The sequence below is a fragment of the Hydrotalea sp. AMD genome, assembly GCF_004100315.1.
GTDB classification, from domain to species: Bacteria; Bacteroidota; Bacteroidia; order Chitinophagales; family Chitinophagaceae; genus Hydrotalea; species Hydrotalea flava.
Genome location: NZ_SCKY01000014.1, coordinates 17,301 through 42,008, shown reverse-complemented (window position 1 = coordinate 42,008; position 24,708 = coordinate 17,301). Strand labels below are relative to the sequence as shown.

The 24,708-nt window shown below is 36.8% G+C and carries 24 protein-coding genes; 11 read left to right on the top strand and 13 right to left on the bottom strand.

The window, feature by feature from the left end; all coding sequences use genetic code 11:
• Positions 1–53 precede the first annotated feature (53 nt).
• The 7 genes from EO766_RS11330 (at position 54) to EO766_RS11300 (ending at position 5,885) form a co-directional block, all read left to right on the top strand.
• On the top strand, positions 54–512 hold the full coding sequence (locus EO766_RS11330; protein ID WP_068242332.1) for a MarR family winged helix-turn-helix transcriptional regulator: 459 nt from the start codon (positions 54–56) through the stop codon (positions 510–512).
• 75 nt (positions 513–587) lie between these two features.
• Positions 588–1,298 carry a pirin family protein gene (locus tag EO766_RS11325; RefSeq protein ID WP_074420746.1) on the top strand — a complete coding sequence of 237 codons (711 nt, stop codon included), beginning with the start codon at positions 588–590 and terminating at the stop codon, positions 1,296–1,298.
• A 19-nt stretch (positions 1,299–1,317) separates the two neighbouring features.
• Positions 1,318–2,190 (top strand): pirin family protein, encoded by an 873-nt coding sequence (locus tag EO766_RS11320; RefSeq protein ID WP_074417824.1) that lies wholly within the window; start codon positions 1,318–1,320, stop codon positions 2,188–2,190.
• A gap of 43 nt (positions 2,191–2,233) precedes the next feature.
• A complete protein-coding gene (locus EO766_RS11315; protein WP_074420747.1) occupies positions 2,234–2,761 on the top strand; it encodes a YceI family protein in 528 nt (175 codons plus the stop codon).
• A gap of 135 nt (positions 2,762–2,896) precedes the next feature.
• Positions 2,897–3,460 carry an NADPH-dependent FMN reductase gene (locus EO766_RS11310; RefSeq protein WP_074420748.1) on the top strand — a complete coding sequence of 188 codons (564 nt, stop codon included), beginning with the start codon at positions 2,897–2,899 and terminating at the stop codon, positions 3,458–3,460.
• A gap of 55 nt (positions 3,461–3,515) precedes the next feature.
• Positions 3,516–5,363 (top strand): amidophosphoribosyltransferase, encoded by a 1,848-nt coding sequence (locus EO766_RS11305; protein WP_074417827.1) that lies wholly within the window; start codon positions 3,516–3,518, stop codon positions 5,361–5,363.
• A gap of 18 nt (positions 5,364–5,381) precedes the next feature.
• Positions 5,382–5,885: a SixA phosphatase family protein gene (locus EO766_RS11300; RefSeq protein ID WP_074420749.1), complete on the top strand. Its 504-nt coding sequence runs from the start codon at positions 5,382–5,384 to the stop codon at positions 5,883–5,885.
• On the opposite strand, the gene EO766_RS11295 is transcribed toward EO766_RS11300, so the two are convergent.
• A complete protein-coding gene (locus EO766_RS11295; protein WP_074420750.1) occupies positions 5,845–6,780 on the bottom strand; it encodes a DMT family transporter in 936 nt (311 codons plus the stop codon). The genes EO766_RS11300 and EO766_RS11295 overlap by 41 nt on opposite strands.
• Before the next feature lie 31 nt (positions 6,781–6,811).
• On the bottom strand, positions 6,812–7,891 hold the full coding sequence (locus EO766_RS11290; protein WP_143439230.1) for a glycosyltransferase: 1,080 nt from the start codon (positions 7,889–7,891) through the stop codon (positions 6,812–6,814).
• 238 nt (positions 7,892–8,129) lie between these two features.
• Here EO766_RS11290 and EO766_RS11285 point away from each other — a divergent pair, with 238 nt between their 5' ends.
• Positions 8,130–8,378: a hypothetical protein gene (locus EO766_RS11285; RefSeq protein WP_068242312.1), complete on the top strand. Its 249-nt coding sequence runs from the start codon at positions 8,130–8,132 to the stop codon at positions 8,376–8,378.
• Between the two features lie 193 nt (positions 8,379–8,571).
• Here EO766_RS11285 and EO766_RS11280 read toward each other — a convergent pair whose 3' ends face one another.
• Positions 8,572–9,831, bottom strand: coding sequence for a pyridoxal phosphate-dependent aminotransferase (locus tag EO766_RS11280; RefSeq protein WP_074420752.1), 1,260 nt, complete (start codon positions 9,829–9,831; stop codon positions 8,572–8,574).
• A gap of 120 nt (positions 9,832–9,951) precedes the next feature.
• Positions 9,952–10,425, bottom strand: a complete 474-nt coding sequence (gene msrB, locus EO766_RS11275) for a peptide-methionine (R)-S-oxide reductase MsrB (RefSeq protein ID WP_228733164.1) — start codon at positions 10,423–10,425, stop codon at positions 9,952–9,954.
• Positions 10,426–10,756: 331 nt separating this feature from the next.
• Between msrB and EO766_RS11270 the strand changes: the two genes are divergently transcribed.
• From EO766_RS11270 to EO766_RS11260, 3 genes are all read left to right on the top strand, one after another.
• Positions 10,757–11,335 (top strand): adenylate kinase, encoded by a 579-nt coding sequence (locus tag EO766_RS11270; RefSeq protein ID WP_074417832.1) that lies wholly within the window; start codon positions 10,757–10,759, stop codon positions 11,333–11,335.
• Positions 11,336–11,504: 169 nt separating this feature from the next.
• Positions 11,505–13,550 carry a phenylacetic acid degradation bifunctional protein PaaZ gene (gene paaZ, locus EO766_RS11265; protein WP_074420754.1) on the top strand — a complete coding sequence of 682 codons (2,046 nt, stop codon included), beginning with the start codon at positions 11,505–11,507 and terminating at the stop codon, positions 13,548–13,550.
• 11 nt (positions 13,551–13,561) lie between these two features.
• On the top strand, positions 13,562–14,332 hold the full coding sequence (locus EO766_RS11260) for an enoyl-CoA hydratase/isomerase family protein (RefSeq protein ID WP_074420755.1): 771 nt from the start codon (positions 13,562–13,564) through the stop codon (positions 14,330–14,332).
• A gap of 1 nt (position 14,333) precedes the next feature.
• Here EO766_RS11260 and EO766_RS11255 read toward each other — a convergent pair whose 3' ends face one another.
• From EO766_RS11255 to EO766_RS11215, 9 genes are all read right to left on the bottom strand, one after another.
• Positions 14,334–15,734, bottom strand: a complete 1,401-nt coding sequence (locus tag EO766_RS11255) for a TolC family protein (RefSeq protein WP_074420756.1) — start codon at positions 15,732–15,734, stop codon at positions 14,334–14,336.
• A gap of 36 nt (positions 15,735–15,770) precedes the next feature.
• Positions 15,771–17,135, bottom strand: coding sequence for an HlyD family secretion protein (locus EO766_RS11250; protein WP_074420757.1), 1,365 nt, complete (start codon positions 17,133–17,135; stop codon positions 15,771–15,773).
• Positions 17,132–18,814 (bottom strand): peptidase domain-containing ABC transporter, encoded by a 1,683-nt coding sequence (locus EO766_RS11245; RefSeq protein WP_074420758.1) that lies wholly within the window; start codon positions 18,812–18,814, stop codon positions 17,132–17,134. The genes EO766_RS11250 and EO766_RS11245 overlap by 4 nt, the downstream gene beginning before the upstream one ends.
• A gap of 18 nt (positions 18,815–18,832) precedes the next feature.
• Entirely contained in the window at positions 18,833–19,465 is a 633-nt protein-coding gene (gene can / locus EO766_RS11240; RefSeq protein WP_074417838.1) for a carbonate dehydratase, read from the bottom strand.
• An 89-nt stretch (positions 19,466–19,554) separates the two neighbouring features.
• Positions 19,555–20,187, bottom strand: a complete 633-nt coding sequence (can, locus tag EO766_RS11235; RefSeq protein ID WP_074417839.1) for a carbonate dehydratase — start codon at positions 20,185–20,187, stop codon at positions 19,555–19,557.
• Complete coding sequence (locus tag EO766_RS11230) at positions 20,174–21,748, bottom strand: SulP family inorganic anion transporter (protein ID WP_074417840.1); 1,575 nt, start codon at positions 21,746–21,748, stop codon at positions 20,174–20,176. Before EO766_RS11230 ends, can (EO766_RS11235) begins: the two co-directional genes overlap by 14 nt.
• A 174-nt stretch (positions 21,749–21,922) precedes the next feature.
• Entirely contained in the window at positions 21,923–22,222 is a 300-nt protein-coding gene (locus EO766_RS11225; protein WP_074417841.1) for a hypothetical protein, read from the bottom strand.
• 79 nt (positions 22,223–22,301) lie between these two features.
• Positions 22,302–23,057 carry a 3-oxoacyl-[acyl-carrier-protein] reductase gene (gene fabG / locus EO766_RS11220; protein WP_074417844.1) on the bottom strand — a complete coding sequence of 252 codons (756 nt, stop codon included), beginning with the start codon at positions 23,055–23,057 and terminating at the stop codon, positions 22,302–22,304.
• 99 nt (positions 23,058–23,156) lie between these two features.
• A complete protein-coding gene (locus EO766_RS11215) occupies positions 23,157–24,680 on the bottom strand; it encodes a GH3 auxin-responsive promoter family protein (protein ID WP_074420759.1) in 1,524 nt (507 codons plus the stop codon).
• Between the last annotated feature and the right edge of the window lie 28 nt (positions 24,681–24,708).

Here is a 24,708-nt window from a genome sequence, read left to right as displayed (position 1 = left end):
ATTGAAAATAAGAAAAATTTGAAAAATTGCATGTATGTACATACATTTGTGTTGTGAAATTAGAACAAGCCATACAAAGTAATAAATTTAAAGACGAGGTGCATAAATCGGCATTGAACATTTTATATACTGCCTGGTGGTTAAAAACCCAATCGGCCATTATTTTAAAGCAATTTGGCATTACACATGAACAGTTTAATGTACTGCGTATTTTAAAAGGGAAACATCCGGATGACATGTGCGTAAGAGACATTGCAGGAAGGATGATTGAAAAAAACTCAAATGTGCCCAGAATTATAGACAGACTGGAACTAAAAAAATTGGTAGAACGCAAGCAATCACAAATTGACAAACGTGAAACGGTGATTCATTTAACACCATTAGGTGTAAATCTTTTAGAAAAATGCAGTGAGGCGATAGATACACACCGAGCCACTGAATTTGCAATAAATAATGAAGAAGCAATGCAACTCAATGCATTACTCGAAAAAATCCGATCGAAAGAAGTATAAAAATTTTTTAAGTAGATAGATGTACATACATATAATTAACAAAATAAGCACATTCAAAATTTAAAGTATTAAAACATGAAAACCATTTTACATACAGCGGCTTCAAGAGGTCATGCACAACATGGCTGGTTAAACAGCTGGCATACCTTCAGTTTTGCAGATTATTATAATCCGGAACGTATGCATTTTGGTGCATTAAGGGTTTTAAATGATGATACTGTTGCTCCGGGAATGGGCTTTGGAGCGCATCCACACCAAAATATGGAAATCATATCAATACCCCTGCATGGTGATTTACATCATAAAGACAATACGGGCCGTGATGCCATTATTAAAGAAAATGATGTACAGATAATGAGCGCAGGCAGTGGCATTGTGCACAGCGAAACCAATGCCAACAAAGACAAACAGGTACAGTTTTTACAAATATGGGTAATGCCTAAAAATTTAAATATTGCGCCCAGGTATCAGCAAATCACATTACAGCAGGAAGATTTATTGAACCGTTTAAAAACCATTGTTGCACCCAATGATGAAAATGCATTATGGATCAATCAGGATGCATGGTTCAGCATGGGCAAATTTTCAAAAGATACTACGATCGAGTATCGTTTGCAGAACAAGAACCATGGCGTTTACATTTTTATGATAGAGGGTGCCGCAAATGTTAACAAAATAACATTAAACAAAAGAGATGCGCTGGGGGTTTCAGCAACCGATAACATTCCATTGTCTGTTCAGGCAGGCTCACATATTTTATTAATGGAAGTGCCCATTTTGCAATAAATAAAACATACAAAAAAACATGTCAACAAAAAATATTCAGCGACTTATTTCCGGTAACCCTACCCAAGTTGGTAGTATTGATGTGCTGGAATTACTGCCCAACAGCGGCAATTTTTTTGATCCTTTTTTAGTATTCCATCATGGCATAGCCAAAGCAGACCCTGCCATTCCCATCCGTTTGCAGGGTGTTGGTCCACACCCACATCGTGGCTTTTCGGCTATTAGCTTTATTTATAAAGGAGGTGTGCATCACCAGGATAGCCGGGGCAATAATCATGTAGTATATGCAGGCGGTACCCAATGGATACATGCAGGAATGGGTATTATTCACAGCGAACGCCTACCTGCCGATATTTTTGAACACGGCGGTGTACAGGAATTGTTACAGGTTTGGATTAATACACCTGCAGCCTATAAAATGGATCAGCCGCATTATTATCCCGCAACGCAAGCGGAAACACCCTCCATTCAAACATCAGATGGTTTAACCAACATCTTAATCCCCTCCGGAGAACTGGATGGCATTAAAGGTATCATTCCAACTTTTACACCAGTCAATACATGGATGGTGCAAATGAAAAAAGGCGGTGTGTATACTTTTCATATTCCGGCTACACACCAATCGCTGGTGTATGTATTAAGTGGGGCCATATTATTCAATTCCAACACAAGCATTGCTGCCCGCCGGTTAGCATTGTTGCAGCAAAATGGAACAACATTTACCATTGATGCTATCGAAGACAGTAATTTATTTATTGGCAGTGGCGAACCTTTGAACGAGCCCATTGCGGCACACGGCCCTTTTGTAATGAATACACAAACAGAAATTTTACAATCATTTAAAGATTACCAAATGGGCAAAATGGGGGTTTTAATTGAAGCAACATCTTAAATACAAACACATATTTATTCATTAAACTTTAAAAACAAAAAAAATGGCAACCTACAAAATTGATGCAGCACACAGTGAAGTAACATTTAAAGTAAAACACCTGATGATTTCAAGTGTAACCGGAAAATTTCAGCAATTCGACGGGAGTTTACAAGTTGAGAAAGATGATTTTACCGATGCAAAAATCAACTTTGAAGCCGATGTAAACAGCATTACTACTGGCAATGAACAAAGAGACGGGCATTTAAAAAGTGATGATTTTTTTGCAGCCGACAAATTTCCAAAGCTTCTTTTCCAATCAACCGATATTAAGAAAGTAAATGATGAAAAATACAGCTTAACCGGCAACCTAACCATCAGAGATATTACCAAAACCGTGACTTTAGATGTTTCTTACGGCGGTCAGATTGTGGACCCTTGGGGACAAACCAAATTGGGTTTTGAAGTAGAAGGAAAAATTAATCGTAAAGATTTTGGCCTTACCTGGAGCGCCACTACCGAAACTGGCGGTATAGTAGTAAGTGATGAAGTGAAATTACACATGAATTTTGAGCTGGCAAAACAAGCCTGATAGCATGCACAATACCCATTTCAAAATAATGGCAGGATGAACATTTGCTATTCATCCTGCTTTATTCCGGAAATAAAAACCATAAAAGCAACTTTCCAACACATTTGCTGTTGAATTAAGCAACAAATATTAATTATGAATATTGAAATTATTTCAGGCAGTCCCAGAAAAGATAGTGTTACCCAAAGACTATCCATTTATTTAAAGAATTATTTGGCAGAAAATACAGCACATACTGTACAAATGATTGATGTAAAAGATTGGGAAATAGGGCTTTTACAGCAGGTATATACTTCAGAAGAGCATGCTCCTGAACATCTAAAACCATTGGCCAGGAGAATTTTTGCAGCCGATGCCTTTATTTTGGTAACCCCCGAATACAATGGCAGCTATTCCGCCGCATTGCAAAATTTATTGGATCACTTTCCCAAACAACCACATAAAACGTTTGGCATTGTTACCGCATCAACCGGTGCATTGGGTGGTATGCGCAGCGCACAGCAATTACTGTTGCTGGTACCCGCCCTGTTTGGCATAGTTTCTCCCTATTTATTGGTAACCCCTTTTGTTGATCAAAAATTTAGCCCCGAAGGCAAACTATTGGATAGCAGTTTTCAAAAAAACATCGACAATTTCATCAAAGAATTTTTATGGCTTGCAGAAAGTTTGCACCCCGAACCGGTAACTTCCTATAATTAACCTTTCAATAAAGTGGCGGAGTTGTAACTTCGCCACTTCTTTTTATAAACTTTACATGAGCGACGAAATAAAACACGAATGCGGTTTGGCATTCATCCGGTTACGCAAACCCTTATCATTCTATCTGGAAAAGTACGGAACGGCCCTTTACGGTTTAAACAAATTGTACCTTTTAATGGAAAAGCAACACAACCGTGGGCAGGATGGCTCCGGTATTGCTTCCGTAAAATTAAATGTACCCAATGGCTATGCATTTTTAAACAGAATGCGCAGCGCTGTTCCACAATCTATTGCAGAAATATTTTATAGAATTGGTTTAGAAGTACAGGAACTGGAAAAATACCAGAAAGACATTACACAACAGCCCGAATTATTAAAAGGTCATTTACCCATGCTGGGCGAACTAATGTTAGGCCATTTGCGGTATGGTACCCAGGGAAAAAACAATGCAGAATTTTGCCACCCTTTTATAAAAAGAGATTTATTACCGGGAAGGAATTTAGCCTTAGCCGGCAATTTTAATTTGGTGAATACGGAAGAACTGTATCAATTGCTGAATATTGAACCAGGCGAATTTCAAAAACAAAGCGATTTGGCTGCCATGATGGAAGTGGTGCATCATTTTTTGGTAAAAGAAGATGAAGCAAACCCCAACCAGGCCTCCATAACACAAGTGCTAAAAAAAGCAACACCATTGTTTGATGGTGGATATACTTTTGGCGGATTAACAGGTAACGGTTACAGCTTTGTGATGCGTGATGCACATGGCATAAGACCTGCCTATTATTTTGTGCATGATGAATTTATTGTGGCAGCCAGTGAAAGGGCCGCCATACGCACTACTTTTAATGTGGGCGAAAATGAAGTAAAAGAATTAATGCCCGGTTGTGCTTTAATTGTAAATGATAATGGGAAATATGCCATTGAACAAATTTTACCCCCAAAGGAAAGAAGAGCCTGCTCTTTCGAACGCATTTATTTTTCACGTGGCAGCGATGAAAAAATTTACCGCGAAAGAATTGCCTTAGGGCACCATCTAAGCAAAACAGTATTAGAAAGCATTGATTATAATTTAAAACAAACCATTTTTTCATACATACCCAATACCGCAGAAGTAGCATTTTATGGCTTAGTAAAGGGAATGGAAGAATACCTGAACCAAATTAAAATTCAACGCATTTTAAGTTGGGGCAATGATTTTACGGAAGATAAACTGCAGGAAATGATTAACCGTAAAATAAGACAGGAAAAAATAGCGATTAAAGATGTGAAGCTGCGCACTTTTATTACAGAAGACAATAGCCGAAATGAAATGGTGCAGCACGTCTATGATATTACTTACGGTACCGTAAAAAAACAGGAAGACACTTTAGTAGTTATTGACGATAGTATTGTAAGAGGTACTACTTTAAAAGAAAGCATTATAAGAATGTTGGCCCGTTTAGAGCCTAAAAAAATTATTGTAGTTTCTTCAGCCCCGCAAATACGTTACCCGGATTGCTATGGAATTGACATGAGCAAAATGGGCGATTTCATTGCTTTTAAAGCAGCCCTTTCATTGCACAAAAAACGGGATATTGAAGCCGATCTGGAGCAGTTGTTCCAAACCTGCAAAGAAATGGAACGCAACAATCAGTTACATACCGAAAATATGGTTCGGCAGGTGTATAAACCCTTTAGTACAGAAGAAATATCGGCTGAAATTGCCCAATTAATTACGCCTTCTGAATTAAATTTAGATGTAGAAGTGATTTTTCAAACCATTGAAGATTTGCATGAATCATGCCCTACCAATACCGGCGACTGGTATTTTACTGGCAACTATCCCACCCCTGGTGGCAACAAGGTTTGCAATAAAGCTTTTATGAATTACATGGAAGGGAAAAATGTAAGAGGCTATTAATTAAACGCTAAATGCATCATGAAGCAATTATTAATTATTCGGCATGCCAAAAGTAGTTTGGATGCACTTACTGATTTTGACCGACCTTTAAACAATAGAGGACAAATGGAGGCTGCTGAAATGGCCCAAAAACTCATTGCAGAAAATATTACGGTAGATGCTTTTATTTCAAGCCCGGCTTTAAGAGCCATAAGCACTGCCTCTTATTTTTTAGAAGCCTTTCAACAAAAGGGAAAATTGTTGTACAATCAAATTAGTGAAGCACCCGAATTATACGACGCCGAATTAGATACTTTTTTTCATGTTACTGAAAAATTAGATGATGCCATTCAGTCAGCCGCCTTGTTTTCACACAATCCGGGCATTACAGAGTTTGCCTACAAATGTTCCGCTTTTAAACAAGAAATAGTGCCCATGCCTACCTGCGGGGTAGTTGGCATTGCTGTAGATGCAGCTTCCTGGAAAGATTTCAGCGCAGCGCCTAAGCATTTTCTGTTTTTCTATTCCCCCAAAAAAATTTAAATACATTTTTTTTACTATTCACCAAAAACACCCCGGCAAAAATACATAAGCCTGCCAGTAATTTAGTGAGTGTAAAATGTTCGCCCAAAAGCCATACAGCAATAATGGCTGCAAATACCGGTTGAGTATAAATGTAACTGCCCGTAGCAGATGCGCCAATAACGGAGATACCATACACATTAAAGAGATAAGCCACAAATGTGGCACCTACACATATCAATGCCAATATCAGCCATTCAAATATGCCAAAAGCATGCCATTGGGTTACAAAAAAATCGTTCCAGCAAAAGGGAATTAAAAACAAAGCTCCAAAGGTAAAAATCCAGCGCATTACATGCAATGCGCTATATACCTGCATTAAAGGGCGAACCCAAACCATATAAAAAGCATAAGAGATGGCGTTCACCAAAATATACAAATCGCCAATAAGGCTGTCTTGCCTGTTGCCACTATTTTGTTTCATGGCAATTAAAATAACAGCGCCGGATACGCCCATTAATAATCCCAATATTTTTACAACAGATAACCGTTCTTTTAACAACCATGCAGCAATGAATGTAATGAATATGGGTGTTGCCAAAGCAAGCAGCGATGCATGTATAGAAGAAGTAAGTGACAGGCCTTTAATAAAAAATAACTGATTAATTGTAACACCGGTAATACCACAGAGCACAAATAAGGGAATATGTTTGCGTTCAATGCTGGCGCTGTTTCCAGGCTTTAATAAAAACAATGTCCAAAATAATATCAGTGCTGTTACTACCCTCGCAAAGTTTAATCCAAAAGGTAAAATAAATGCAGGGGTAATATATTTTACGGCTGCATAATTTACGCCAAAAAGCAGATTGGTGATTAATACGGCTGCATGTGCATTCCACCTGGTATTACTGAGCATATTGCAAATATAGCAGCACGCTTACTTGGTTTTAAAGATTTTGCATGAGCAACTTTAATTGTTGCGCGGTAAAAATTTTGGGCTGTATAGTTTTAAAAGGAAACTGTTCAAGTGCTGTTAACTGTTCTGCTATGTTCAAATGCTCTTGTTTCACCATAAAACACAATTGTAAGTCGGCTAAACGTTCTGCCAGATACTCCTGTTCCGTTTGCCCGGGCGTAGGTATAAAAAAACATTTTTTTTGCAATGATAATAATTCCATTACCGTAGTATAACCACTTCTTGCAATTACAAATTTGCTCTGCTCAATCACCTGTTGCAATGCCTTACCCGGTAAATGTGATAAAATATTGTGTTTGCTTTTGATGGCATTTGCCTGTTCTGGCAACCCTCGCAAAACAATAATACTTGCATCTATCTGCTCTATTTTAGAAAGGACTATATTTTCAAGAAGGGTACGCTGCGGTTCGGGGCCGGATAACAGAAAGCAATAATCATAAACATATCCCGGATGAAATGAAGCAGTGTTTTCAAATCTAGATAACATTCCCATATATTGCACGGGAATAGCAGGTAATTGTTTGGGATGAGACAGTATTCCCGCTAATCCCTCATCACCGCCCATATCAGGCACCCAACAAGTATCAAAACGATTAATGTATTGGTAGTTGATACGTTGCAGCAAATTTCTTAACCATTGATAAGGAGCCAGAATAGTTAATTGATGGGTAATGAAGGTGCAATGAACAGCAGGATGGTATAATCCAAAACGGTTATCACTGATTACCCAATTAATGGAATATTGCTGTACCATTTCATTCAGTACTGCATGTTCATTTTTAATGGCACGAATAATTTTAGGCACCTGCAGCAATAATTTAACTGGCAACCATTTACTGCTTTGCGCATATTGAACATGATATCCGGCTAAGGGAACAATGGTTAAATGAGGAAATTCTTTTTGCAGCAAAGCGGCCGACTTACCGGATGCAGCCAGAATTACATGGTAATGATTGATAATCAGGGCATTAATTATAGGAATACAGCGGGTTGTATGACCCAACCCCCAATCTAATGGTGCTACCAATACATTTTTGCCCTTAATTTTCACCGAAATATTTGGTGTTGATGATTTTTTTATCAATTTATACCGTATTTTTATTTTTACGGAAGAAAATAATCATGTTTCATCAGCGCAACAAAATACGAATAGTTCTGTTATTATTAATGATGATGGGATTAGTTTCCTGCGGAATTTTGAGTAAATCTAATTATAAGAAACATTGTATGTGCCCTGTTTATAAACCTGTATAAAAAATTTCATTTATCCCCAAATGAATTAAATATATATGAAAAATAGCAGCAGAGATCTTTTAGTACTTTCTAAAAGCGAGTTAATTGGACCCGATGATTTTGCCAATGAAGTTGCGCAATTAAATCTATTACTGCACCGAACAGAAAGTTTCCGTAATTTTTGTATTGCCAATGAATTAATTGATGTGAACCGATCGAAAATAATCCGTTCGCAACATTTAATGCAACAAGCTATTAAAGACCGGTTATACAAACCTTTTGTTTTTATCTGCAATAAAAACTAATTGCCACCTCCATCACCTGTTCCACGTCCTATTGATCCAAAAATAATTTTAAAAAGAGAGGCTGTCTCAAAAGTCCGAGGCAGCCTCTTTTTATTCGGTAAGGGGGTGTGGTGGAGAAAGTTTTCATTTAAGCCATTCTCAAACGCTTCATTTTACTTTTGAAATTTCCTCTTTTTTATACGTTTTATTTCAGTTATTGTAATGCAGCCAAAGCTTTTTCCAATCCATTCAGCATAGGAACAATATCTTCTTCCCGGCAGGTACCTACACTCAATCTGTACCAATTGCTATTGCGGCCGGCGCCAAAAGCATAAAAAGGAACAATGGCTATTTTAGCTTCAGATAGAATATAACCTGTAACCGCATCCTGGTTTTCAAGCAGTTGGCCTTCCTTTGTTTTTTTACCGGTTAAATTCATTTGAACAGTTAAATAAATAGCAGCCTGCGGTGCAATGGCATCAACAGAATATCCTTTTTTTTGCAATGCTTTAATACCCTGGTAAATACTGTTCAATCTAAACTCAAGTGCTTGTTTATAGCTGTTCAAATACCGATCAATTGCTTCTGTTTGTCCCAAATATTTTGCAACTGCATGCTGTTCTGCCATTGGCGCCCATGCACCAAGATGGCTTAAAATTGCCTTCATTTTGGCAATGATAGCAGCAGGACCAACTGCCCATCCTACCCGTACACCCGTTGCTGCAAAAGCTTTAGAAATACCATCAATAAAGATGGTGTATTCCCGCATTGCTGGCCTTAAGGTAACCGGATTATAATGTTGAATATCACCATAGGTAAGTGTCCAATACATTTGATCAAACATCACATATAATTTTTTTGCATCGGGCGGCCTGTTGTTATTTTCTTCCAGTACCATATCACATATCTGCTCTAAAGATGTTTTGGATAGTGTAGTTCCGGTAGGATTTTGTGGTGTACACAAACAAAGTAACGTAGCCCCCTTGATGTGTGGTGCAATGGCTTCGGCTGTAGGCATAAAATTATTTTCCGCAGTACACTCAATGGTACAATGTTGCCCTTGTGTTAAATGAACGTAGTGATTATTATTCCAGGATGGTACCCCATAAATTACTTTATCGCCTGCATCTACCAATGTTTCAAACAAGGTATAAATTAACGGCCTGCCACCTGATGCAATTTGTATTTCATTTTCAGCATAAACCAACCCCTCTCTTTGCGCCAAAAATGCCGAAACAGCTTTACGTAACAAAGCAATACCATCTGCAGGCGGATAATTGGTAAACTTTTTTTGATAGGCTTCTATAATATATTGCTCCAACTCGGTAGGAATAGGAAATACGGAAGAATCAAAATCGCCAATGGTGTAATTATAAATTTTTTCTCCTTTCTTAATGCGTTCTGTAATAGCATTGCCCAACTTTACAATTTCACTACCAATCAGGCTCTCAGCCAACTTACTTACTTTTACCATTTCCAAATTTTTATTGATTAAAACTTACAACTGTTAGCAAAATTACAGTAATCGGGCGGAGTGGCCATAAAAAAAACGACCGCTTTTAAAGAGCCGCTATTGAATGATACATATGTACTATTAATGATTCTCGTTGTATTTTTTTTCTGCTTCCTGTGCCTTTTTAAAATCTAAAACCACGCCATTAATACAATAACGCAACCCTGTTGGTGGCGGACCATCTTCAAACACATGGCCTAAATGCGATTTACAGCGACCGCATTCCACCTCAGTTCTTTTCATGCCATAACTGTTATCCGGTAAATAAATTACTGAATTTTTACTAATGGGTTCATAAAAACTTGGCCAACCACATCCACTGTCAAATTTTGTATCGCTTTTAAATAATGCATTACCACAAACAGCGCAATAATAGGTACCCACTTCTTTAAAAGTTTCAAACTTACTGGTAAATGGACGTTCGGTGCCTTTTTCTCTTGCCACATAATACACTTCGGGTGAAAGCAATTCTTTCCACTCCGCATCGGTTTTTACAATGGCAGCACCGGCATCTGCACCGGTTTTTGAAAATTCGTTTTTGGAATTGTTTTCCATAACTGTTGTTTTTGTTTGGGGTTGACTATAACAACTATTCATTAGCAAAAATAGTGTTATTGAAAATAAATTTAATTTCATGATTTTCGTTTTAACCATTTGCTTGCCAGCAATGATTGTATGAGATTCTATGAATGCATTGCAAAGCGCTTTATAAAAAATTTCAGCATGCTATATGCAGACAATAAAACTACGCAAATAGACAGAAAATGGTTTGGAGGCAAATGTTAAAGCCAAATAATTAACAGGTAGCGCAGTAGTTTGTTCATTTGTTAAAGGAAATGTAAAGCGCAAGGCTTATATTTGTTCCTCATTTAAAGAGCGTGTGGCTATGTTTAATATTATTCTGTTTGGCCCTCCCGGAAGCGGAAAAGGAACACAAAGTGAAAAATTAGTAGCTAAATATCACCTGAAACATTTAAGTACCGGCGATTTATTACGCAGCGAAATTGCAGCGCAAACTCCTTTGGGCTTGGAAGCCAAAAGCCTAATGGACAAAGGGCAATTGGTTCCCGATGAAGTAGTAGTTGGTATGATTAGTTCTGCGTTGGAGCATCATCCTGATGCCAAAGGATTTTTGTTTGATGGTTTTCCCAGAACCAAAACACAATGTGAAGCATTGGATGCACTTTTAAAATTAAAGCATACCCAGATAAATGTAGTGCTGGCGCTGGAAGTAAGTGAAGAAGAATTGGTGAAACGCTTATTGAACAGAGGCTTAACCAGTGGTCGTAGTGATGATACCAATGAGGCTATTATCAGGGCCAGAATTGAAGAATACAATGCTAAAACAGCAGCCGTAAAAGCATATTACGCAAAATTTAATAAGGTAGTAGATGTAAAAGGCGAAGGTACTGTTGAAGAAATTTTTAACAGTTTATGCAGCGAAATTAACAAACGCTTGTCTTAATAGCAGAAAGATACTACCAAAACCAACTGCTAACCCGCTTGAGTATACAAACCTTGAAGCGGGTTTTTTATTTATGCAACCTCAATTTAAACTAACAATCATTAGTATTTAAATACTGCTTTCCTTATTTTTGAAGCGCATTATTGCAGCAATAATCTTAACAAAAGAAATGATATTAGAAAGTTATATCTTAGGAAAATGGATTGCCGGCAGCGGCGAAGGGCAGTCTTTGTACAATGCAGTAAACGGCGAATACATTGCAGCGGCCAGTACAGAAGGGTTTGATATGGCTACAATTATGGAGTATGCCAGAACAAAAGGAAATACCGCTTTACGGAAAATGACTTTTCAGGAACGTGGATTACTATTAAAAGCCTTAGCACTGCATTTACAACAGTACTTGCCCGAATTGTATACCCTCAGTTACAAAACCGGTGCAACCAAAGCAGATAGCTGGGTAGATATTGAGGGTGGAATCGGTAATTTATTTTCATATGCATCGCTGAGAAGAAAACTCCCCGATTTGCCCTACTGGCCCGAAGGAGAGGCGCACATGCTGGGCAAAGCCCATACATTTATGGGGCACCATTTATTGTTACCGAAAGAAGGAGTTGCCATTCATATTAATGCCTATAATTTCCCCGTATGGGGCATGTTAGAAAAAATTGCAGTAAATTTTTTAGCAGGTGTGCCCGCTATTGTAAAACCTGCTACCGTTGGATGTTATTTAACCCAGGCTGTGGTTAAACAAATTGTTGCATCAGGCATATTCCCTGAAGGTGCATTACAACTGCTTTGTGGCAGTACAGGGAATTTGTTGGATTTAGTGAATGCACAAGACACCATTACATTTACCGGCAGTGCATATACCGGATTAAAACTAAAAACCACTCCTGCTATTGTGCAAAACAACGTATCATATACAATGGAGGCGGATTCATTGAATGCCATTGTTTTGGGTAACGATGTTGCACCCGGAATGCCCGAGTGGGATTTATTTATTAAGGAAGTTAGAAAGGAAATGACTTTAAAATGCGGACAACGTTGTACAGGTGTTCGCCGCATTTTGGTTCCGGAAAATAAAATTGAAGCAGTGCAACAAGATATCAGCAAAGCACTGTCGCAAACAATCATTGGCAATCCATTGCATGAAAAAGTAAGAATGGGTAGCCTGGCAGGCAAAACTCAAAAAGCAGAAGTGCTTCATCAGGTACAATTATTATTACAAAGCAGTGAATTGGTGTATGGCAATTTAGATACTGTTGAGGTAATGGATGCAGATGCTACTGCAGGCGCCTTTATGAGTCCGTTACTATTGCGAAACAATAACCCACTGCATTCACCCGAAGTACATGCTATTGAAGCGTTTGGGCCTGTTTCAACTTTAATGCCCTATCACAATTTAGAGGAAGCAATTCACATTACTAAATTAGGAAAGGGATCATTGGTATCTACCATTGTTACCGCATCTGCAGAAACTGCCCGAAATTATGTATTGGGAGCAGGTACTCATCATGGCAGAATATTGATTTTAAACCAGCAATGTGGCAAAGAAAATACCGGACATGGTTCGCCATTGCCACTGCTTGTACATGGTGGCCCCGGACGTGCAGGAGGAGGTGAGGAAATGGGCGGATTAAGAGGCCTGCAACATTATATGCAACGCGTAGCCATTCAGGGTTCGCCAGATATGCTCACTGCTGTTTTACAACAATACCAACAAGGTGCAAATGGTATAGCTGCAACCGTTCATCCTTTCAAAAAATATTTTGAAGAACTAAGGATTGGTGAGCAAATGATTACCCCCTCTGTAACCATTTCCCACGATTTGATTGATGCATTTGCCGATTTATCGGGCGATCATTTTTATGCTCATTTAAGAAATACCAATTTTGAAGGCACCATGTTCACTCAACAGGTAGCACATGGGTATTTGTTATTAAGCCTTTCTGCAGGTTTGTTTGTAGACAGTTATGAAAAAAATCCGGTATTGTTGAATTATGGCATTGATGAGTTGCGATTTACCAAGCCGGTATATCCGGGCACGTCAATGCATGTTAAATTTACCTGTAAAGAAAAAATTAGTCAGGAAAGAAAAGAACCAACTGATATTGCAAGGGGCATTGTAAAATGGCTGGTAGAAATGATAGATGATACGAATGAATTGGTAGGTATAGCCACCATTTTAACGATGGTAAAAAAACAAAAACAATAAAATAATTTTATATGGATAACGATCATGGATATGTATCAGTGCACAGAAGTCATGGTATTAGCACCATTGAATTTTATCATCCACAAAGTAACTCATTACCCGGAAAAATTTTGCATGAATTAGCAGAAGCCATACACAATGAAGGCATTAATGCAGATATAAAAGTGATTATACTGCGTTCTGCCGGCGAAAAAACTTTTTGTGCCGGCGCTTCTTTTGAGGAATTGGCAGCCATTCAAACTGAAGCAGCCGGAGAGCAATTTTTTAGTGGTTTTGCCCATGTTATTAATGCCATGCGTAAAGCACCACAACTCATTATTGCACGTATACAGGGAAAATGTGTAGGTGGTGGCGTAGGATTAGCAGCTACAGCCGATTATGCGATTGCAACAACAGGTGCTGATGTTAAATTAAGCGAGTTGGCAGTAGGCATTGGGCCATTTGTTGTAGGACCGGCAGTAGAAAGAAAAATAGGATTATCTGCTTTTTCGCAGTTAGCCATTGATGCAGCCAACTGGCGACCGGCAGAATGGGCTAAACAAAAAGGCTTATATGCCGAGCTGCATGCTGAAATTTCAGGAATGGATGAAAGCATTCATCGTCTGGCTAACTTTTTATCGCAAAGCAGCATCACTGCCATTAAAGAACTGAAACATGTATTTTGGCAGGGAACAGAACACTGGGATGACCTTTTACACAAACGTGCATCCGTTAGCGGTAAATTGGTGCTGAGCGACTATACCAAAAAGTTTATTGAGCAATTTAAAAATAAGCGGAAATAGTTTAAAAAAGTAAACCCGCAGCCCACTCGGTTTGAAATTTTGATACAACCAATTTTGTTTGTAAATCAATCATTTTTTGCCTTGTTTCTAATAATTTGGATTCACGGCTATTGATTAAAAACAGGGAACTTTCGCCATTATTAAATTTCAACAACTCATTTCTAAATAAAATTTCAAAACTATTAATCAGAGCTGCAACTTGCTGAAATTGTGCTGCGTACAATTGATTTTGAACATAGTAAGAATTTATTTTGTTTTGAATCTGCCATTTTTTTGAAGCCAAACTTAAATTGGTTTGTTGAATTTTAATTTGTGTTTTCCTGTACTCACCACGGGCTGTTCGTAAAAACAAAGGCACTTTAAAATCAATGCCGAACTTGTAGTTATTTTCAAGAAAAGCTGCATCAGCAACATTATATAAAGCATTGTACCCTTTATTAAGCAAGTTTGCTTTTAGATTTAGTGCAGGCAGAAAACTTTGCCATTTTAATTTCCGCTCAACCTCCAATGCATCTAGCTTAAACTCATATTGTTTTATTTCCGGATGATTAGGTACTGCCTGATTCATCAAATCATCCAATGACAATGGAACAATATAATCCTGCAGTGCTGTGGTATCAGGAATAAAATGACCGGGCAAAAAATAAGGCATTGCGTTTTCATCCCATAAAAAATCGGTTAATTCAAAACTTGCTTTATTGAATTTAATGATTGATTCACCCAGCAATAACTGATAGTTTAAAACCTGTGCATTCGCTTCAATAGTATCTGCTAAAGCTTTATCACCTTGTTGGTAAGCAATCACTATTAAATGTAACCTGTTTTTAGCAACGTCCAAAAATCTTTCATACAATTTTTTTTGTGCATAGGCACCATACCACTGCCAGTAGCGCAATGCTGCATCAAGCAGTAAATCGTTGACCATTGCATTTCTTTCCTGAACTGACTGGCTGTTTAAAATTTTAGCCTGTTGAATAGCGGCTCTTCTTTTATCAATTAATAATCCTTTTAATACTGCTACTTCTGCACCAATATAACTTGTTTTACCTATTGTTACTTCTCTTGTAATGTAGTTGCCTCCATTATCCTCTACTCCGGCTTTAATATCCATACCAATTGGTATGGGTATTTTTAGTTCAGCATTGTTATAATAGAAATAATTGGTTCCGTTAAAAGTTTTTTGATTGTTTGTATAACTAATGCTCGGATCAAATTCACCCTTCGCGGCTACAATTCCTTCCTGAGCACTTTCAACAGACAGATTTGCAGAACGTGCAACCGGATGATTTTTTTTCACTCCTTGTATATACTCATTGAATGAAAACACAATCTCTGATTCAGTTTGGGCTGAAGCAAAGCTGTTGATGCAAAACAATAATATACCAATAAAAAATACTTTCATATCAAATGACTTCTATTTACATATTCAAAAATTAGTTTATTTTTTTGATATTTTTTCAAAATTATTTTCTGCTGAATAGTACTCTGGTGGAAAGCCATTAATGGTTCGCCATAATTCATAATAAACCGGTACATTTTTTAACAGCGCAATACATTTAGCACCACCACCTAATTTTAATTGTTTGGGCCATGGTTTTTTGGTAGTATCCGGTGCTATTAACACTCTGTAATTTCCTGATGTATTGATATTATTTTCGATAGCTGAAACCCTACCTGTAAAAGTGCCATATGTAGATTGTGGCCATCCGCTAAAAACAATGGCAGGAAATCCATCAAAAATAATAGCCACTTCTTGCCCTTTAGAAATGAGCGGAATATCGGTGGGTGATACATACATTTCAACAGCATAATTGCTGAAATCGGGTACAATTTCAACGATCATATCCCCCTCCTTAACAATTTCATCTAACCCGGCTTTTTTAGCTTTTGTTATTTGGCCAGACTGAGGTGCGGTAATATAATAGAGTTGATTTCGGATATCATAATTTGTATAAATATTTTCTAATTTACTTACTTCGGCATTGGTTGAAGCAACTTGCGAAAGGGCAGCAAACTTATCACCTTCGGCTTTTGAAATTTTATCGGTATAATCCTGAATGGCACTGTTTTTTTCAATTTTAAGATTCAACAGTTCCTGTTTGTTTTGTAAAAATTTATTTTCGGCACTTGTTTTTTTTGCAATAGCATTTTGATAGTTCGCTTTTCGTTTTTCAAAATCTGTTAATGAAATTACGCCACTATCCAGCATTAGCCTGGCAGCTTCAATTTGTCGCTTATAAATATTTACGTCATTCACAGCTGCTAAAACATCCATACTATCGCTCACTATTTTTAATTGTTGCTGCGCAATTTTATTATCGAAAGATGCTAATTTTAATTGCAACCCTTTTTTTAATGCAGCAGCCTGTTTATCGGCAGTTGCAGCTTTTTCAAGATAAGCCTGAATACTTTGTTTTTTTGCAGTAATTTGTTGTTGTGTGCGGTTTAATAATTGTGGATCAAAATAATCTACCTTTACTTCTCCCAATTGTAATATGGTATCGCCTTGTTTTACCATATCACCTTCTTTTACATACCATTTTACAATTTTACCGGGCAGAATGGTATTGAGCTGTTGCGGACGAGCTTCCTGACGTAAAGTAGTAATTTTTCCTTTGGTTCTAATATTTTGTGTCCAGGGTAAAAAAAGTACAATTACACAAAAAACAATTAAGCCAATAATCCATTTTTTGATGTATTTTCTTTTGTGTATTTTATAGATAGAATGAAATGATTGCAACGAATGATTTGTTGTTGCCGATTCAATTTCAATATTTAAATAAGTTGATTTTTCTGTATTCATTTTTCCTCAATAAAAATTATTTTACCATTATCTAATTGAATGAACATATCAAACAAATGTTTTACCACGGGTGTTTCGGTTGTTATAATAATGGTAGCATTGCTTTTTTTCTTTCTTAAAAATTCAAGCAAGGCTAACATTTGTTGTTCAGATTTGTGTGCACAAGGATCTTCCAGTAATATTAAACGTGCATCGCCAATCAGGGCACGCATTAATAAAATTTCTTTTTTTATTTTTTGCGACAATCGTTTACCAACAGGATCAATCGGTGTATACAGTCCCATTGGCAGTTCATTAATGTAAGAAAGAAAATTGATTTGTTCAGCCAATTTTAAAACATCCTGCACAGCAATCGCCTCATTCCCCATTGTAATATTTTCGAGTAATGTACCTTTAAAAACGTCCTGCCTGCCAAATAAAATACCAGTTTTGGCACGTAAATCGGCCAATTGAAAATTATTGATGGGCATTCCGTCAATTAAAATATTGCCGGTATAATGATTAAATGCCCCGGTTAATAAACGCAGAAATGATGATTTTCCTGAACCGGAAGCACCACACAATTGCACCAAACTGCCTGCAGGTATATTTACATGAATATCATTTAAGGCTATTTTACCATCAGGATAGGTAAAATTTACCTGATTCAGTGTTATTTGCACGCCAACATTATTATTTGGCAATAGCATGCTGCCTTCATTTTCAATGGGTGCGTGAACCACCTTACTTAATTTTTCAACTGAAGTAAGGGTATCATACACTTTATCCAGCGACTGAATTAATTTCTCGATGGAGTTGATAATGAGAATGATAACAATATCTGAGGCGATAAACTGCCCAATGTTAATTTGCTGGTTCACCAATAATATTGACCCAACAATCAGCATTGTGGCAATAATGATAATTTTAAATGATATAAAACTCCAATACTGCATTACTAAAATGCGAAAATGGTTTGTTCTTGCGATGAGGTATCCATTTACATCTTCATCGGCTTTCTTAATATGAATGTTTGTTTTCTTTGCATATTTAAACGTTTTAATTTCTGCAGCCATTTCCTGAAACCAGGCGGCAATATTATACTTATAATCACTTGCAATTAAACTGGTTTCAAAACCTTGGGGTGAAGTAAATTTAATGATAACAGAAAGTACTATTACCAGTAAAGCACCGAATGCAATAAAAACAGGATGATAGAAGGACAATAAAACCAAACCAAAAAATATTTGAATGATTGCTGCCGGTATATCTAATAAAATTTTTTCAATACTCTTGATTAAAGCAGTAGTATCAAAGAAACGATTCACAAGTTCCGGCAGGTGGTAGTGGTCTAATTTTTCAACATCCAATTTAGGAATACGGTCAGCAAATTCTAATGCATATCTTACAAAAATTTTTTGCTCAATTTTTTCTATTATTTCCATCTGCCGTATCTGTAATAAACCATTGATAAATACACTTATCAATACAATTGAAATAAGCACCACAATTGATATTGAGATGGTATTTGCCTGTACAAAACTGATGATGTATTGAATTCCGAGTGGTAGCGAAAGTGAAATTAACCCGCCTAAAATGGCAAAGAAATAAATAGCAGAAATATCTCTTCTATCGAACTTTAAAATTTCAAAAAATTTTTTTGCTGCACCAATAATTGAAATATTTGCAGTTTTTGTCATATTATTTTTAATTTGTTATTATAAGTCATCATATTCATACAACGGATCAATATGTGTGCGGGAAGTCATTTCAAAAACAGGATGTATAATGCCATCTTTTAACCCATACACCCAGCCATGTAAATGTGGTTTATTTTCATATTTCCAGGCTTTTTGAATAATTGATGTTTTGGCCAGATTCATTACCTGTTCACGAACATTCAGTTCAGTTAACCGGTCTGCTCGGGCTTCTTCATCTGCTATGGCATCTAACTCTTCCCTATGAAAACGATATACATCTTTAATATTACGCAGCCATTTGTTGATAATGCCCAGGCTATGTTTGGTCATGGCCGCTTTAACACCACCACAGCCATAATGCCCACAAACTATAATGTGCTGAACTTTTAACTGATTCACGGCATATTCTAAAACGCTTAACAAATTAACATCGGTATACACCACCATATTGGCAATATTCCGATGCACAAAAATTTCGCCCGGCTGTGTACCGGTAATCATATCGGCAGGCACACGGCTATCGCTGCAACCAATCCATAAAAATTGTGGGGTTTGTAAGTGTGCTAATCTTGAAAAAAATTCAGGATCATCACTTACTCTTTTCTTGGCCCATTCTTCATTGTTTTTTAATAATTGCTCGTAAACTTTCATAAAATGATTAATTTGAGTGAATAAATTAGTACCATAAAGGTATTGATAGGCATTTAGAAAACAGTTTTACAAATTATTAGAAAACAGTTTTACAAATTATCGTAACAGTATAAGTCATCGATTACATCGTTTGGTTGTATTTCTTTTATTTTTTTTAATAACCCGTCTTCCAAATTGTATACCCAACCATGCAAGCTTGGACGATGATGATACTGCCATGCCTTTTGAATGATAGAAGTTTTGGCTAAATTAATCACCTGCTCTTCTACATTCAATTCAACTAATCTGTTTAGTTGTTGTTCTTCGGTTGGTAATTGTTCAATTTCAGATTGATGCAGCCTTTTTACATCTTTTATATTGCGCAGCCATTTGTTGATGATGCCAAAATTATGTTGTGTAACAGCAGCTTTTACACCACCACAACCATAATGACCACATACAATTACATGCTGCACTTTTAAATGATGCACAGCATACCCCAATACACTCAACAAATTTAAATCGGTATGTACCACCATATTGGCAATATTCCTGTGTACAAAAATTTCACCAGGATCGGTACCGGTTATTTCATTGGCGGGCACCCGGCTATCGCTGCAACCAATCCATAAAAATTCGGGTCTTTGAATTTTGCTAAGGCGTTTAAAATATGAAGGATCATCTTTCCTGCGTTCATTGGCCCATGCTTTATTTTCTAAAAATAATTTATCAATTGAATTCATATTTTAATTCATTTGGTTGTGAAAATAATTGGTGCATGCTTTTGTTCCGGCTTTTCTTAACTTCTACCTTAATATTTTTCAGATGTGCATGTTGCATGTAATGATTAATTTCTTCTATCACATCTTTATCAATAAAATCAGCCCTGGTAATATCAATCAGTACAAAAGAATTTTCAGGAATTTCCTCTAATTTTTGTTTGATAATAGGCTTATTTAAAAATGATACATCTTTCCGTAATCTGATTAAATAGTTATTGGTATCATTCACCACCAAAACAGCAGAATGAAAATTACTTCTAATTAAAAAGAACAATGCCACTCCGCACCCAATTAATATTCCAATTAACAAATCGGTTAATAAAATAGCAAGAATGGTAACTACAAAAGGAATGAACTGGTCTAATCCTTTTTTGTAAAACTCTTTAAACAAAGAAACTTTAGCCAATTTATATCCGGTAAAAATTAAGATAGCAGCCAATGCGCTTAGCGGTATATGATTAATGATTTCAGGAATAAATAATACAAACAACAATAACAGTAACCCATGTAGAATTGCAGAAAGTTTAGTTTTTGCACCTGCATATACGTTAGCAGAACTTCTTACAATAACTGAAGTAACAGGTATACCACCTATTAAACCGGAGATTAAATTACCCACCCCTTGTGCTTTTAATTCACGGTTGGTAGGTGTTGCCCGTTTTAAAGGATCTAAATTATCAATAGCCTCTATACTTAACAGCGTTTCTAATGAAGCAACAATGGCAATGGTTACGGCAGCAATCCATACTTCTTTGTTGGTAATGAACGACCAATCAGGAAAGGTAAAGAAAGAGAGAAAACTGATAACATCTTTTGCTACAGGCAGGGTTACCAAATGGTTTGATTGCAGCGCTATAAAAGGTATACTTGTTTTAAAGTATTCATTCATGAATGTGCCTGCAATTACAGCCAGTAATGCCCCGGGAATCAATTGTACTTTTTTAATTTTTTTTACAATCCAACCATCCCAAACAATTAAAATTAATAAAGCAACTACCCCTATCAATAATGCACCTTCATTTATTTTTGAAGCAAAGTTTTCGAAAGCGGTAAATGTATTTTGCGAATTTGCTTCTTTAAACGATTCATCACCAATAAAATCGGAATTATAACCTGCTAAATGTGGCATTTGCTTTAAAATTAGTAAAATGCCAATGGCAGCCAACATGCCTTTTATCACTGCATTGGGTACATAATCGCCCAGAATGCCCGCTTTTATAAAACCCAACACCACCTGCAATATTCCTGCTATTACAACAGCCAGTAAGAATGCTTCATACACTTGTAATTTGGCAATAGCCGTTGCAACAATAACGGTTAGGCCGGCAGCAGGTCCACTAACACTTAAATGTGAACCACTTAATAATCCAATCACAATACCTCCTACAATTCCAGCAATGATACCTGAAAACAATGGTGCACCTGATCCCAAAGCAATTCCCAAACATAAGGGCAATGCTACCAATACCACTACAATAGAGGCCGGAATATCTTTTCCGGCAGAACGGAAATAATTTTTCATGAATATGTTTAATTACAATTTAATAGAATAAAAAGAAATGCAGGCTTCCGGTATTGCATACACAGAACTATGCTGTATTTATTGATAAGCATGCCTAATAATTATTATAATTGAATTAAACGCATGATCATTGGTAAAATGTGGAGCATACTTGCAATCCGGATTGTGATTGCATTAGGCCTTGTTGGGGGGAGGCACTAAAATATCGGGACTGAATTGAATGGGAAGTTTCTCGGAGCGTTGAATGTAAACATCCAATGCGTTAAAGGAAAGGATATTGAAATGCTGATTAGTGTTATAAAGCAAATTATACAAAAAATTGAATTTTTTGATGGTATCTTTTTCAAGACCTTGGCCATGTGCCAACTCTTCGGTAATGGAATTATTGAATAAAAGCGCACCCACCTGCTTAATCGGAATGATTTGCAGGGAAATAGTTATTAATAAAAAAGCAGCGATAAGTGGTTTTAGCATCGCAGCGAAAATAACAAAATTTAAAAAAGAATATGTTGCTTAAATCATAAAATTACATAGGGTAGCAAATTTTATTGAATTAAATATTCAATCCGCCGCATACACTCAACACCTGACCGGTGATATAACTGCTTAAATCACTCGCTAAAAAAAGGGTTGTGTTGGCTATTTCTTCTGGTTTACCAAAACGGCCCAACGGTATTTTACTGAGGAATGTATTACCTGCATCGCCCTCTTTCAAATAAGCAGTCATATCGGTTTCAACAAATCCGGGTGCAATGGCATTGCAACGAATATTACGACTACCTAACTCAGCAGCAATTGATTTTGTAAAACCAATGATACCCGCTTTACTGGCAGCATAACTACTTTGTCCGGCATTGCCACGAATGCCAATAATAGAACTCATGTTGATAATGCTGCCGGCTTTGGCTTTCATCATGGGTCTAATTACCTGTTTGGTAACATTATACACACTATTTAAGTTGGTATTGATTACATCATTCCATTGATCCGGACTCATACGCAATAACAAATTATCTTTTGATATGCCGGCATTATTTACACAAACATCAATGGTTCCAAATTCTTTTAGTACTTCATTAATGAACAATTCAGAATCACTATAACTGGCTGCATTGGTTTGATAAGCTTTAGCTTTTACACCCATTGCTTCTATTTGTTTTACCAGTTCGGCTGCTTTATCTGCGCTGCTATCACTAACATAGGTAAAAGCAATATAACTTCCCTGTTCGGCTAATTTTAAAGCAATTGCGGCTCCTATGCCTCTGGCTGCGCCGGTAATTACGGTTGTTTTTCCTTCTAACAATTTCATAAAAGATACACTTGTTTTATGTTTTGATAATGAGTGTGATGAATGTGTTTGCATTGCATTCATTCTTTCGAATACTGTTTTTGTGGGATAAAAATAATATTATTGTTTAAACTCTTCCCGCATAAGTTGTAATAATTCATCCACATATATTCTGTTGTTCGACAAGCGAGGCACTTTATGTTGGCCGCCTAATTTGCCTTTGTTCCGCAACCATCCATTAAAAATATTTTTTTGAACAGCATGTACAATGGGCTTCCGTAAGGCAATATCTTTCTGGCGTTTGGCCTCGTAATCACTATTTAAAGATTTTAAAGCGCAATCCAATTCAAATGCAAAATGTTCCATATTTTGGGGCGGCCTTTCAAATTCTATCAGCCATTCATGTGCACCGTTTTGTTCATCGTTAAAATATACAGGGGCTGCAGTATATTCACTTATAATGCTATTTGTTTTTTGGGCAGCAATGGCTACGGCTTTATCAGTATTATCTACAATTAATTCTTCACCAAAGGCATTGATAAAATGTTTTAACCGCCCACTTACTTTTATTTTAAAAGGGAATATTGATGTAAACTGAATAGTATCGCCGGTGAGATAGCGCCATAAACCGCCATTGGTTGAAATAACCGGTGCATAGTTTTTTCCTATTTCTACCTGCTTCAATCCAATAGTAATGGGTGTTTCTTTTCCATATTCCTCAACAGGCATAAATTCATAAAAAATACCATAATCTAAAAACAGTAACATGCCTTCTTCCTGTGCATCGTTTTGTGCAGCAAAAAAACCTTCACTGGCATTATATAAATCTAAATAAAATATATTTTTCCCAATCAGCTTTTTAAATTGTTCCTGATAAGGAACAAAGGAAACGCCACCATGCAAATATAATTCTAAATTCGGCCAAACCTCACTCAAAGTATTTTTTCCGGTAATTTCAAGAATACGTTTAATCAGCAATAAAGTCCAGGTAGGCACTCCGGAAATAGAAGTTACATTTTCCTGAATAGTGGTTTGTGCCAAATATTCAATTTTACTTTCCCACTCATCCATTAATGCAATGGATAATTCGGGGGTGCGTATCCACGAAGCCCACATTGGCGTGTTTTGTAACAATACGGCACTTAAATCGCCATATTGAGCCTCATCATTAATAGGACTGATTTGATGACTTCCACCAATCACCAATCCCTTCCCCGTTAGTAAGTCGCTTTCCGGATTAAATTTATAATAAAGGCTAAGCACATCTTTCGCAGACTGGTAATGGCAATCCTGTAAACTTTCTTCTGTAATGGGAATAAATTTACTTTTATCGCTGGTAGTGCCGCTACTTTTGGCAAACCAATAAACCGGTGTATTCCATAATAAGTTTTGCTCACCCTGCATCAGTCTTTCAATGTAAGGCTTTAAATCTTCATATTCGTTAATGGGTATCCGTTGTTTAAATTCTTTAATGGTGAATAAATTATTCATACCATATTTTCGGCCAAACTCCGTAAACTGCCCGTGGGTAACCAAATCTTGCAACACATCGCGCTGGGTAGCAATGGGATTTTGCATCCACTGTTCAATACGCCAGTTTCGCAACCGTGCAAATCTTGATATGGCAGGACTAAGCAGTTTCATTCAAATAGGGGTTGCAGCAATTTAAGTA